Source organism: Burkholderia sp. Bp9015, from assembly GCF_003853505.1.
Classification (GTDB): Bacteria; Pseudomonadota; Gammaproteobacteria; order Burkholderiales; family Burkholderiaceae; genus Burkholderia.
In genome coordinates this window covers 64,063-76,872 of the sequence record NZ_QTPZ01000012.1, presented here as the reverse complement: position 1 = coordinate 76,872, position 12,810 = coordinate 64,063, and the positions used below count along the sequence as shown (strand labels likewise).

At 69.2% G+C, this 12,810-nt stretch carries 14 protein-coding genes; 6 read left to right on the top strand and 8 right to left on the bottom strand.

All coding sequences use genetic code 11. The features are described 5' to 3' along the window. The first annotated feature begins 140 nt into the window (after positions 1–140). From fliE to DIE12_RS15060, 6 genes are all read left to right on the top strand, one after another. Positions 141–485: a flagellar hook-basal body complex protein FliE gene (gene fliE, locus DIE12_RS15085; RefSeq protein WP_044849241.1), complete on the top strand. Its 345-nt coding sequence runs from the start codon at positions 141–143 to the stop codon at positions 483–485. Between the two features lie 196 nt (positions 486–681). Next, on the top strand, positions 682–1,116 hold the full coding sequence (gene fliS / locus DIE12_RS15080) for a flagellar export chaperone FliS (protein WP_044849240.1): 435 nt from the start codon (positions 682–684) through the stop codon (positions 1,114–1,116). Further along, entirely contained in the window at positions 1,113–1,445 is a 333-nt protein-coding gene (locus DIE12_RS15075; RefSeq protein WP_044849239.1) for a flagellar protein FliT, read from the top strand. The genes fliS and DIE12_RS15075 overlap by 4 nt, the downstream gene beginning before the upstream one ends. A 75-nt stretch (positions 1,446–1,520) precedes the next feature. Continuing rightward, a complete protein-coding gene (locus DIE12_RS15070; protein ID WP_124520547.1) occupies positions 1,521–2,915 on the top strand; it encodes a flagellar hook-length control protein FliK in 1,395 nt (464 codons plus the stop codon). Continuing rightward, positions 2,912–3,232 (top strand): EscU/YscU/HrcU family type III secretion system export apparatus switch protein, encoded by a 321-nt coding sequence (locus DIE12_RS15065; RefSeq protein WP_124520546.1) that lies wholly within the window; start codon positions 2,912–2,914, stop codon positions 3,230–3,232. The genes DIE12_RS15070 and DIE12_RS15065 overlap by 4 nt, the downstream gene beginning before the upstream one ends. 284 nt (positions 3,233–3,516) lie before the next feature. Next, a complete protein-coding gene (locus DIE12_RS15060; protein WP_124520545.1) occupies positions 3,517–4,251 on the top strand; it encodes a PepSY-associated TM helix domain-containing protein in 735 nt (244 codons plus the stop codon). Positions 4,252–4,416: 165 nt separating this feature from the next. Here DIE12_RS15060 and DIE12_RS15055 read toward each other — a convergent pair whose 3' ends face one another. From DIE12_RS15055 to DIE12_RS15015, 8 genes are all read right to left on the bottom strand, one after another. Continuing rightward, positions 4,417–5,442 (bottom strand): XdhC family protein, encoded by a 1,026-nt coding sequence (locus DIE12_RS15055; RefSeq protein ID WP_044848843.1) that lies wholly within the window; start codon positions 5,440–5,442, stop codon positions 4,417–4,419. Positions 5,443–5,783: 341 nt separating this feature from the next. Further along, positions 5,784–7,190, bottom strand: a complete 1,407-nt coding sequence (locus DIE12_RS15050) for an amino acid permease (protein WP_124520544.1) — start codon at positions 7,188–7,190, stop codon at positions 5,784–5,786. A 214-nt stretch (positions 7,191–7,404) separates the two neighbouring features. Then, positions 7,405–8,061, bottom strand: a complete 657-nt coding sequence (gene rqpR / locus DIE12_RS15045; protein WP_044848845.1) for a response regulator transcription factor RqpR — start codon at positions 8,059–8,061, stop codon at positions 7,405–7,407. A gap of 7 nt (positions 8,062–8,068) precedes the next feature. Continuing rightward, complete coding sequence (rqpS, locus tag DIE12_RS15040; RefSeq protein WP_124520543.1) at positions 8,069–8,887, bottom strand: quorum system sensor histidine kinase RqpS; 819 nt, start codon at positions 8,885–8,887, stop codon at positions 8,069–8,071. Between the two features lie 416 nt (positions 8,888–9,303). Further along, the gene (locus DIE12_RS15035) at positions 9,304–10,074 is read right to left on the bottom strand and encodes a ferredoxin--NADP reductase (RefSeq protein WP_059535031.1); all 771 of its coding nucleotides are present in this window, start codon (positions 10,072–10,074) and stop codon (positions 9,304–9,306) included. Between the two features lie 359 nt (positions 10,075–10,433). Beyond that, a complete protein-coding gene (locus tag DIE12_RS15025; RefSeq protein ID WP_124520542.1) occupies positions 10,434–11,249 on the bottom strand; it encodes an endonuclease/exonuclease/phosphatase family protein in 816 nt (271 codons plus the stop codon). 5 nt (positions 11,250–11,254) lie between these two features. After that, positions 11,255–11,743, bottom strand: a complete 489-nt coding sequence (locus tag DIE12_RS15020; RefSeq protein WP_044848849.1) for a hypothetical protein — start codon at positions 11,741–11,743, stop codon at positions 11,255–11,257. 146 nt (positions 11,744–11,889) lie between these two features. After that, positions 11,890–12,618 (bottom strand): nitroreductase, encoded by a 729-nt coding sequence (locus DIE12_RS15015; protein ID WP_124486663.1) that lies wholly within the window; start codon positions 12,616–12,618, stop codon positions 11,890–11,892. Positions 12,619–12,810: the final 192 nt, after the last annotated feature.

Here is a 12,810-nt window from a genome sequence, read left to right as displayed (position 1 = left end):
GGGTTTCCCCCGTACTTTCGCGGCTTTGGCGCGCGCCGCGCTGCTATCCTTTTTCGCGATCCGGCATGGTGCGCGTCGTACGGCGCCGTCGGAAACGCCCGGTGTGCCCGGGTCTCATCTCTTACAGGTCTGGGGACAACATGGCTGCCAACGTCAGCGGAATCGGTTCGGTGTTGCAACAGATGCAGGCGATGGCCGCGCAGGCGAGCGGCGGCGTCGGGAGCCCGGCGGCAGCGCTCGCCGGCTCGGGCGCCGCGACGGCCGGCACGTTCGCGAGCGCGATGAAGGCGTCGCTCGACAAGATCAGCGGCGACCAGCAGCACGCGCTCGGCGAGGCGCACGCGTTCGAGGTCGGCGCGGCGAACGTGTCGCTGAACGACGTGATGGTCGACATGCAGAAGGCCAACATCGGTTTCCAGTTCGGGCTCCAGGTCCGCAACAAGCTCGTGAGCGCGTACAACGACATCATGCAGATGTCGGTCTGACCCGCCGGCAACCGGCGACGGGCATCCGGCGACGGGCTTCCCGGGGCAGCCGCCCAGGGGAGCAGCCTGCCTGCCGCGCCGGCGGCCCGCGCACCTAAAGCTTTCCAATTCCGTTCCGATAACTCTGGAACGAGGCCGCGTCGTGCATCGCAAGGCGGCGGCCACCGCATAGCCAACGCATCACAAGGAGAAGCGCATGTTTTCCCCAGGACACGCTGGAGCCAGTGCGTACGCGCGTGTCGGCGTCGAGACGGGGGTGATGGGCGCCTCCCCGCACCGGCTGATCGCGATGCTGTATCAGGGCGCGCGGCAGGCCATCGCGCTCGCGCGCATGCATTTGCAGCAGGGCAACGTGTCCGCACGCGGCGAAGCGATCGGCAAGGCGATCGGGATCGTCGAGAACGGCCTGCAGGTGTCGCTGAATCGCGACGCGGGCGGCCAGATCGCCGAGCGCCTCGACGCGCTGTACACCTATATCGGCCGGCGCCTGCTGGAAGCCAACATGCACGCGAGCGACGCGATGCTGGTCGAGGTCGACGGGCTGCTCGCGACGCTCGAGGAAGCATGGACGGGCATCGCTCCGGAAGTCGCGCGCATGGCCGCGCAACAGGCGGCGGGCGCGGCGCGATGAATCTCAAGGCCGAATACTTCGCTCGCTACGAGGCGCTCGCGGCCGTGTCGGGCCGCATGCTGTGCGCGGCGCGCGGCGCGGACTGGCGCGCGCTGCCGGAGTTGCAGGCCGAATTCCTGAGGCTCGTCGACGGGTTGAAGGCGGCCGCTCCGGGTGTCGCGCTCGACGAAGCGGACCTCGGCCGCAAGCTCGCGCTGATCCGCCGCATCCTCGCCGACGACGCCGCGATCCGCGATCTCGCGAGCCCGGAAGTCGCGCGGTTGTCCGCGCTGTTCGAGGCGCGGCGCTCGACCGAGGTATTGACCGATCTCTACCGCGCTCGCGGATAGTGCCCGTTTGCCGGGGCGGCGGTAGCCGCGTGCCCGGCATCGCAACGATGTGGCTGAGGTGAGCAGGCTTCGATCATGACCGGTATCGACTCCGTTGCGGCCGCCCTGCTGGCGAGCCGCCTCGACAGCCTGCTGGCCGGCACCGTGACGGCGCCCGCCGGCGGCGGCGCGACCGCGCAAGTCGGCACGCCGGGTGCCGGCGCGTCGTCGCCGCCCGCGACGGGGGCCACGCCGGCCGCGCCGCCGGCGTCCGCGCAGACGGCGTTATCCGATGTCGCGCTCGTGCTCGATGCGATCTCGCGCTCGGGCGGTGTCGCGACGCCCGTGATCGTCGGGCGCACGCCGCTGCTGGCCGACCCTTCCGTGCTGCTGGGCGGCGCGGCGACCGCGCCGCCGGTCGGGCAGAGCGCCTCCGATCCGGCCGCTTCGGCCGCCGCTTCTTCCACTGCTTCCTACACCGCTTCTTCCAGCACTTCTTCAACCGCGTCGCCCGCGTCCGACGTCGCGGCCACGCGGGCTGCGGCTGCCGCACCGCCCGTCGCGGCGCTGCGCGCGGCGCTCGCGCAGGCCGTGAGCGAAAGCGGCCTCTTCTACGAATCCCATCTCGCGCAGTGGCTGGCCGGCCAGCGCCCGCTCGCCGCGCTGATGCGCGAACCGCAGGCGCGCCTCACGACCGTGCCGGTGCAGCCCGCCCCGGATGCCGCGCAGCACGATGCGCCCGATGTGCTCGACGAACTGCTCGCGCCGCGTCTGCCGTTGCCGGCGGCCGCGCCGCGATTCGCCATGCAACCGGGCGCGCCCGCGCCGAGCGGTGCAGTGCCGCACGAGCCTGTGCAGAACGCCCAGCTGGTCGCCCGGCCGGGTACCGCGTCGGGCACGGCCGCGCTGACCGACCCGCTCGGCGACCATCCCGACCCGCGCTGGACGCCGGCGCGCGCCGAACTGGCCGCCGCGTCGGCCGATCCGCAGGCGCAGGCATCGGCTCCCGTGCATCCGGCCGCCGTGCCGATCGTCCGGCAGCAGCTCGACGCACTCGCGACGGACCAGTTTCGCTGGGCGGGCGAGGCATGGCCCGGCGCGCGGCTCGACTGGACGATCGAGCCCGACGAGCCGGGCGGCCGCGCGTCGCGCGGCGGCGACGACACGGGGGACGGGATCGCCTGGCGCACCCGGCTGACGCTCACGTTGCCGTCGCTCGGCACGGTCGACGCGGAGCTGGTGTTGAACGGCAAGCAGCTCGTCGCGCGGCTGCGCGCGAATTCGGCCGGCGCCGACCGGCTCACGCGAAACGAGGCGGCGTTGCGGCAACGGTTCGAGGGATCGGGCCTGCAGCTCGGCGGACTGTCGATCCGCGCGGTCGGCGACGAGCCGGACGGCTTCGATCCGCTCGTCGCGCAGGCCGCCGCTGCCGCGTATGCGCGCAGTGCGGCTGGCGGCATGCCGGGCGCCGACGACGAGGTGCCGCGATGAGCATGACGTCGCGCAAGCGCGCGGCCGCGCTCGTCTACGATCCGAAAGGCGGCGATGCCGCGCCGCGCGTGGTCGCGAAGGGGTATGGCCTGCTCGCCGAGATGATCGTCGCGCGTGCCCGTGATGCGGGGCTGTACGTGCATACCGCGCCGGAGATGGTGTCGCTGCTGATGCAGGTCGACCTCGACGACCGGATTCCGCCGCAGCTTTACCACGCCGTCGCGGATCTGCTCGCGTGGCTGTATGCGCTCGATCGCACCGAGCCCGAACCGGATGACGCCGCGCCGCGCTTTCCGTTGCCGCCGCTGCGCCGCTGAGTCGCTGAGTCCGCGTCCACGCCTCCCCCCGGGTTTTCTTGCGAAATGCTGTCCGGGTCTTTCGCGATCATTTCGTCGGCATTTTTCGTCTATTGACCGGAATCTGTGCGCGATCTGTATGCTTTTTCGGTTATCTCTGGACTTTCTCGCCCGCTCCGGCGTGTGCCGGCGGATTGAGCGGTCGCGTCATTTGTGTAATGATATCCATTCTCATTTTCATGCTGTCCTGGCGGCGTACGTTTTCCGTGCGCCGCCCGTTGCTTTGAACGAATGGATACTCTCGCGTGAACGCGCCCGAAACTATCGCCCCCCCGCAGGCCGGCAGGCCCCCCGCGGGCGTTACCGTGCTCCATCCGGCCGCACGGCCCCTGAGCGACGCCGAACTGGCGGTGCGCCGCCAGCGCTCGCGCCGCGCGACCTTCATCAAATGGCTGCGCAAGGTGCATGGCTGGATCGGACTGTGGGGCGCGGTGCTCGGATTGCTGTTCGGCGTGACGGGCGTACTGCTGAACCACCGTGCGCCGCCGCTGAAGATCCCGACCGGGGAACCGCAGGTCGAGCAGATGCAGATCGCGCTGCCGGACCCGGTGCCGAAGTCGCCCGCCGCGATGACGAAGTGGCTCCAGCAGGAACTGCACTTCGACGGCCGGCCGGGCCGCGTGCGCAAGGAGCCTGCGCAGCCGGTCACCTGGGGCGACAAGCGCGTGATGCAGCCCGAGCACTGGCAGATGGGCCTGTTCGGTCCGCACCAGAACCTGCAGGCGGAATACTGGGTCGGCAACGGCTACGTGTCGGTGAAGCGCACCGGCAACACGTTCCTGACGACGCTGAACAACCTGCATCGCGGCGTCGGCATGAATCTCGGCTGGGTGCTGCTGATGGACACGATCGCGGGTTCGCTGATCCTGCTATCGCTGACGGGCGTGCTGCTGTGGACGGAGCTGAACAAGCGCCGCACGGTCGGCGTGGTGCTGGTGGCCGGCTCGGTCGCTGCGGCGCTCGCGGCGGGACTCGCCTGACGTCGGCATCGACGCGCGCCGGTTTTCGCCGACGCATGACGGCCATCCGGCGCGGCCTTGCACCGCAGCGACGGCGTCAAGAAAACGCCGGGCCGCCCCAGGTTTTCCGTCCCGAAGGAAGTCTCCTTGGGGGGCTGGCGCGAAGCGACCGGTTTGGAGGGGGCCTCAGAGGCCGCAGGCCGCGCCGCCGTTTGCCGCGATTTCGCGGGCGGCCTTCGCGCCCTCGACCTGCAGGATCGTCGGCAGCGACACGTTGTTCTTCGCGGCCGTCACTTCGGCGAGGATCGAGATCGCGATTTCGGGCGGCGTGCGGCTGCCGATGTAGATGCCGGCCGGCCCGTGCAGCCGCGCAAGTTCCGCCTCGCTCAGGTCGAATTCGAGCAGCCGCTCGCGCCGCGCCGCATTGTTGCGTCGCGAGCCGAGCGCGCCCACGTAGAACGCGGGCGTCTTCAACGCCTCCATCAGCGCGAGATCGTCGAGCTTCGGGTCGTGCGTGAGCGCGATCACGGCCGAACGCGCGTCGAGCTTCATGTCGAGCACCGTGTCGTCGGGCATCGTGTGCACGACGCGCGTGCCCGGCACATCCCACGCATCCGTGTATTCCTCGCGCGGATCGCAAACCGTCACCTGATAGTCGAGGCCGACCGCGATCTGGCACAGATAGCGCGACAATTGCCCGGCGCCGATCACGAGCATCCGGTAGCGCGGCCCGTGGATCGTCACGAGCCGCTCGCCGTCGAACGCGAGCCCGTCGGTCGCCTGCGCGGGTGACAGCGACGCGCGCCCGGTCGCGAGCGTCATCGTGCGCGTGACGAGGCGGCCGGCTTCGACTTCCGCGCACAACGCGGCGATCCCGCTGTCGCGCGTGAGCGGCTCCAGCACGAGCTGGATCGTGCCGCCGCAGGGCAGCCCGAAGCGGTGCGCTTCCTCGGCCGTCACGCCGTACTTGACGGCTTCCGGGCGCGCGTCGGCCGCGATCCCGCTCGCATGCACGCGGGCGATCAGGTCGTCCTCGATGCATCCGCCGGACACGGAGCCGACCACGAGCCCGTCCTCGCGCACCGCGAGCATCGCGCCTTCGGGGCGCGGCGACGAGCCCCACGTCTTCACGACCGTCACGAGCAGCACGCGGCGCCCTTCGTCGAGCCAGCGCGCGCTGGATTTCAGTACATCGAGATCGACGCTTTCCATCATCCTGTTCCTGTTGCCGGACGGCCCGCCGGGCCGGGCCGTCGTTCGATGGCGGGATTATGAACCGGCCGGCGCGCGCGTGCCGGCAGCGTGCAGATCGTGGCGGCAAATCCGGACGATCGGGCAAGAAATCGCGACGATCGGGCAGCGATCGTGCGCGGGCGGGGCGAAGCGGCGCATGTCGCGCCGCCCGCGCGGGTGCGCCTGTGGCGAGGACGATTCGGGCGGGAGACGATTCAGGCGGGAGGGAGCGGGGCGCACGGGGCCGGTGCCGGCCCGGCGTGGCGTCGTACCGCTACACGCTGGGTGCTGCGCGCGGTGTGCGCGCGCAGCGGCGGCGGTCAATGCGCGTCGTGGTGACCGTGCGCGAGCTTCGAGTGGCGCCGCGAATACAGGAAGTAGATCACGAGGCCGATCACGAGCCAGATGCCGAACGCGGCCCACGTGACGGGCTGCAGGTTCAGCATCAGGAACAGGCACGCGCCGACCGCGAGGATCGGCACCACCGGCACGCCCGGGCAACGGAACGCGCGCGGCAGTTCCGGGTGCGTGCGGCGCAGCACCAGCACCGCGATCGACACCATCGAGAACGCGGCGAGCGTGCCGATGTTGATCAGCTCGGCGAGCACGTTGAGCGGCACGAGCGCGGCGATCAGCCCGAAGAACAGGCCGACGAGCCAGGTCGTCAGGAACGGCGTCGCGTAGCGCGGATGCACGCGCGACAGCGTCGCCGGCAGCAGCCCGTCGCGCGACATCGCGAAGATGATCCGCGTCTGGCCGTAGCTCATCACGAGGATCACGGTCAGCATGCCGAGCACCGCGCCGAGGTCGATGAAGCCCGCGACCCACTTCTCGCCGGCGATCTGCAGCGCATACGAGATCGGGTGCGACACGTTCGCGTACTGCGCCGACGGCACGATGCCGGTCGCGACCGCCGCGACCGTCACGTACAGCACCGCGCACACCGCGAGCGACGCGATGATGCCGATCGGCAGGTCGCGCTTCGGGTTCTTCACTTCCTCGGCCGCCGACGACACCGCGTCGAAGCCGATGAACGCGAAGAACATCACGGCCGCGGCGCCGAACACGCCGTTCCAGCCGTGCGGCATGAACGGCTTCCAGTTCGCGGGCGTCACGTGGAACACGCCGACCGCGATCACGAGCAGCACAACCGACACCTTGATGAACACCATGATGTTGTTGATGCGGGTCGACTCGCGGATGCCGATCGACAGCAGCGTCGTGATCACCAGCATCACGAGGAATGCCGGCAGGTTGAACCACGTGACGACGCCCGGAATCGCGCCGGGTGCGGCCGTCAGCACGGTCGGCAGCGAGAGCCCGAAGCCCTGCAGCAGCGACTGCAGGTAGCCCGACCAGCCGACCGACACGGCCGACGCCGCGAGGCCGTATTCGAGCATCAGGTCCCAGCCGATGATCCAGGCGACGAGCTCGCCGAGCGTCGCGTACGAATACGTGTAGATCGAGCCCGCGACCGGAATCGTCGACGCGAATTCGGCGTACGACAGCGCCGCGAGGCCGCATGCGATCGCGGCGATCACGAACGACAGCATCAGCGCTGGGCCGGCCTGCACGGCGCCCGTGCCGGTCAGCACGAAGATGCCGGTGCCGATGATCGCGCCGATGCCGAGGAAGGTGAGGTCGATTGCGCCGAGCGCTTTCTTGAGCCCGGCGCCGTGCGCGCCGGCGATCATGCGATCGACGTTTTTCTTGCGGAAGAGGGACATTGCGGATGTGTCTCCGGCGCGCGCGAGCGCGGCGGCGCCGAGTGAGTGAAAACCCGCAATTTTAGCCGATTTGGCGTGAAAGACCCGCTGCGGCGCAGCGGCGTGCTCCGGAATCGCCCGACAAAACAAGCGCTTGCGCGCAGCATTCGGCGGCCGGCGCCGGCGCGGCGCAGGCCGGCGCGGTGAACGGCGCGATTCCGGTGAATCCGGCGGATCAGGCGCCCGACGCGGGCGTCATCTCGACGAGCCGGTTGCTCATCACGTAGAACGTCAGTTCCGCGTTGTTCGACAGCCGCATCTTCTCGAGCAGCCGCGACCGGTACACGCTGACCGTCTTCACCGACAGCGACAGCGTGTTCGCGATGTCGGTGAGGCGCTTGCCCGACGCGAGCATGCAGAGCGTCTGGTATTCGCGGTCGGACAGCTTCTCGTGCGGCAGCGGTTCGTTCTCGAACGACACGTATTCGGCGAGCGCCTCGGCCATCGCCGGGCTCACGTACTTGCGGCCGGCCGCGACCTGCTGGATCGCGCCGATCATCTGCGCGGCATTCACCGTCTTCGACAGGTAGCCGGAGGCGCCGGCCTTCAGCGCGCGCACCGCGTACTGATCCTCGCGGTACATCGAGAACATCAGCACCGGCGCGCCCGGCAGCTTGCGCTTGATGCGCTTGAGCACCTCGATGCCGTTCGCGTCCGGCAGCGAGATGTCGAGCAGGATCACATCGAAGGCCTGGCGGTCGACCGCGGCCATCGCATCGCTGCCGGTCTCGGCTTCGGTCACGTCGCGCGCGACACCGCGGTCGATCAGCAGGTGGCGGATCCCTTGGCGGACGATCGCATGATCGTCCACGAGCAGGATGTTCAGGCTCATGGCGACCTCACGAAAGCGACGCGCGGCGCGCGGCGGCCGGCACCGCGAACAGCGAGTCCCACGCGAAGCGCGCGATGACGCGCGTGCCGCGGCCCGCTTCCGGCGCACGCGCGTCGAAGCTGCCGCCGAACGCCTCGCAGCGTGCGCGCATCCCGGCGAGGCCGTAGCCGGCGCGCCGGCTGCGGGTAAAACCGGTCCCGTCGTCGGTGACGATCAGGGACAGATGCGTGGCGTCCGTGTCGATCTGCACGTCGACGGACGCCGCGCGCGCATGCTTCGCGACGTTCGACAGCGCTTCCTGCGCGACACGGAAGATCGCGAGCGCGCCGGCGCCGCCGAGTTGCGTGAGGCGCGCGTCGGCCGCGCAGACGAAGCTCGTACGCAGGCCAGTGCGGGCCGCGTGGCTGTCGGCCCACGTCGACAGTGCGCCGACGACGCCGCCGTCGAGTGCCGGCGTGTCGCGCTCGTCGATCAGCCTGCGGTTGGCGTCGGTCGCGGCGTCGAGCGACCGCTGCGCCAGCTCGAGCGCGCGCAGGCAGCCCTCCGGCGCATCGGCCGGCAGCCACGTTTGAACGTTTGCGAGCGCGAAACGCGCGGCGGTGAGTTCGGCGCCGAGCCCGTCGTGCAGTTCGCCGGCCAGATGGCGGCGGGCCGCTTCGTCGGCGGCCGTCAGCTGAAGGGACAGCGCCGCGATCCGGGCGGCGGACGCGTCGCGGTTGGGCAGGGCTTCGGCCACGGGGGCTGCTGCCGCGCCGTCGCCAGGCACGCGCGGCTGCGACGGGAACGGGGCGTGGGCGCCCGGGGGCGCGTTGAGCGACGTATCCATGACTCTCCCTGCTGTCAGAAAGCGGTTCGGGCACCGGCTGGCTGCGTGGATCGGCTGCCGTTTCGATGACGGTCGCCGTCAGAGAATCGCCCCTTGCCGAGGTAACAGAAGTTACAATTTGTAACGTTTGAGTCCGACCCTTCAATGACCGTCCCGACGCCAACCATGCGGGCCGAATAATATCTCAAAAATTTTGAAAAGGTCATGTCAGACGGAGGTTTAAGGGTAAATGTGAATAATCGGAATGAAGCTGGCTGTAGGAAAAACACCGACACGAAAGCACCGGCGTTGCGCGTATCCAAATGTAACGATTTGACATGGAATAGTCCCAGTTTGTTACGAATTCGCCAAGTAGGGACGAAAAAAAACCGGAGCTTTTGCTCCGGTTCTTGATACGGCACAAATTCGGGGTTCGATCAGTCCACGAATGCACGCTCGATCACGTAGTGACCCGGCGCGCTGTTCTTGCCTTCGACGAGGCCGGCCTGCTTCAGCAGGTCGGTCGTGTCCTTCAGCATCGCGGTGCTGCCGCACAGCATTACGCGGTCGTTTTCCGGCGAGAACGCCGGCACGCCGAGGTCCGTGAACAGCTTGCCCGTCGCGATCAGGTCGGTGATCCGGCCCTCGTTGTCGAACGCTTCGCGCGTGACCGTCGGGTAGTAGACGAGCTTTTCCTTGATGATGTCGCCGAGGTACTCGTGGCCCGGCAGGTCGTGCTTGATGTAGTCCATGTACGCCAGCTCGCCCTTCAGGCGGCAGGTGTGCGTCAGGATGACCTTGTCGAAGCGTTCGTAGATGTCCGGGTCGCGGATGATCGACATGAACGGCGCGAGGCCCGTGCCGGTCGACAGCATCCACAGCGTCTTGCCGGGCAGCAGGTTGTCGGCGACGAGCGTGCCGGTCGGCTTCTTGCCGATCAGCACCGAGTCGCCCACCTTCAGGTGCTGCAGGCGCGACGTCAGCGGGCCGTTCTGGACCTTGATGCTGAAGAATTCGAGGTGCTCTTCGTAGTTCGGGCTGACGATCGAGTAGGCACGCGCGAGCGGCTTGCCGTCGACCTCGAGGCCGACCATCGTGAATTCGCCGTTGTTGAAGCGCAGGCTCGGCTCACGGGTGCAGGTGAAGCTGAAAAGCGTGTCGGTCCAGTGATGGACGGATTGGACGGTGGCGGTGTCGTATTTGCTCATGGCTTTGAAAACGGACGCGCGTAGCGGACGCGTGTAACGGGCCCAAAAACGGGCAAAAAAACCGAGTGCGTCGGCCCGATCGCGGATCGGCCGGCCGGCGCGTCGGACACGCGCCTTCTCGATGACAGACGTTTGATGAACTCTTTATTTTACCCTGCTTGGGGCAGATGCGGGCTTGACCCGCGCGGCTGCGCGGATTTGGCGCAACGGAATCTTGCAAACAGCTTTCAGTAATCGGCAGCGAGCTTCGCGCCGCGAACATGCTGGTCCGGAACGCGCACGCTTTCGAGCCGGTCACGCAGGTGAACCGGCCGCTGCGATATGCGCTTCGGTAGTCGCGGGCATGCGGTGCTGCCGCGTCACCGCGAATCGAGGCGCAGCCGCGCGATATACGGCAGGTGGTCCGACAGCCACGCGGTTTCGCCGGACGGCGCCTGCCATTCGAGCGGCGTCAGCCCGCGCACGAACATCTTGTCGAGCGCGAGCGCCGGGGAGAACGCGGGGAACGTGCGGCCCGACTCGCCGAGCAGCGTCGCGACCTCGGACAGCCCGATCTCGGCGAACAGCGCGACCGAATCGTTGCGCCAGTCGTTGAAGTCGCCGGCGAGCACGAGCGGGTCGTCGCCCGCGTTGCGCACGATCCAGTGCGCGATCCAGTGCATCTGGCGCAGCCGCGCCGCACGCGTGAGCGCGAGGTGCGCGCACAGGAGCGTGACGGGCCGCGCGCCGGCGAGCGTCGCGCGCGCGACCAGCAGCCCGCGCCGCTCGAAGCGGTGCGCGGAGATGTCCCAGCGGCCGCCGAGGTCGAGCGGGTGCGGCGACAGGATCGCGTTGCCGTGCCGCCACGACGGCTTGAACACGTTCGGTCCGAGCGCGATCTGCCAGTCGAGCGCTTGCGCGATCTCGGTGGCCTGGCAGTGCCACACGTCGTCGACCGCGTCGTCCATCGGCGCGCCGAAGCCGGGGGCGAGCATCGGACGCGGCATGCGGCGCGCCATCGCTTCCTGCAGGAAATACACGTCGGCGTGCGTCGACTGCATCCAGTTGCGCATCGCGTTCCATGCGGTGAAGCCGAGCGGCGAGCGGCCCTTGTGCAGGTTCCAGCTGACCGCGGTGATTTCGTCGGGCGCGGCGTGCGGTTCGGCGAACGGGAGGGACAGGGCGTCGGCGGACATGGCGCTCAGTCCTTCGCGACGTGCGCGCGCACGCGGTAGACGAGATGCGGGCGTTGCTCGACGAGCGTCCAGTCGGTCCATGCGTCGCCGCCGACCGACAGCCCCGGATGGCTCGCGACGATCTGCCGCGGCGACGCGGGCACGCACGGATCGCTGCGCGTCGCGTTTTCGTCGTCGAGGGTTTCCTGCACGTCGAGCGCGAGCGACACGGTGCGGGCGGCGTCGTCGACGGTGAGCGGCGCGACCGTCACCGAGCGCGAGCGCTCGGTCGGCACGACGCGCGCGGCGTTGCCGCAGCCGACGGGCACGGCGGACGGATAGCGATGGGTGTCGGTGCGGGTCTGACCGACGGTGGTGCGTTGCTGGAACGTGTCGATCGTCTGACCGTCGCGCACCACCTGGATCTCCCATGCGACGGCTGCCGGTGCGGCGCTCTGCGCATGGGCCGCGAGCGCGGCGCTCGCGAGCAGGACGGCCAGGCCGTGTTTCAGCATGAAACTTCTCCGGAAACGCGGGGTAGCGGGGAACGGACGCACATCTTACGCCCGATCGATCCGGACGGTCGCGTGACACGATGCGTCGCCGCGGGTTCGCAGCACGATCTGGTCCTGATCGAAAGGTAGGTGCGCGTCACGCGTTTTCAAGCGAAAAAGCGCGCGAACTCGGCGACGCTCGCGCGCTCGGTGACGAGGCGGTTCTCGATCGCGTGCGGGTCCGCATGGCCGAGCGACATCCCGCACACGAGTTGCTCGTTGGCCGGGATGCCGAGATGCTCGGCGACGATCCGGTGGAACGGCACGAACGCGGCTTGCGGGCAGGTGTCGAGGCCGCGTGCGCGCGCGGCCGTCATCACGCCCTGCAGGAACATCCCGCAGTCGAGCCATGCGCCGTGCGTCATCACGCGGTCGAGCGTGAAGAACAGTGCGACCGGCGCATCGAAGAAGCGGAAGTTGCGCGCATGCTGCGCGTGCATGCGGGCCTTTTCGTCGCGGCCGATGTTCAACAGACCATACAGGTCCCAGCCGACCTTGCGGCGCCGGTCGATGTACGGCGACACCCATTCGCGCGGATAGTAGTCGTACTCGGCGACGTATTTCTCGTCGCGCGCCGGATCGTCGTATGCCGCGGTGAGGGCCGCGGCGAGCGCGTCGCGGGTCGCGCCGGTCGCGACGTACACGTGCCACGGCTGGATGTTGGTGCCCGACGGCGCGCGGCTCGCGGCTTCGAGGATTGCCTCGAGCGTGTCGCGCGGCACGGGCGTCGGCAGGAACGCGCGAATCGCGCGGCGCGACTTGAGCGCGGCGTCGACAGCGTCGACGGCGTGGATCGCGTCGGGATCGACGCGCGGGGCAGCAGCGGGGACGGACATCGGCAACCCTTCGAGACGAAGCGCGCGGCGCCGTGCGGGCGCCGTGGCGAGGCCGGCGCGACGGCCGGTGAACCGTCGATCATACGCCGCGCGGCGCGACGCCGCAGCGCGCGCACGGTGTTAGCAGCAGACCGCGGTGGCTGCTTGCTTGCACGCCGATGCGGGATCGCTACACTGAAATCGTAAGGGTCT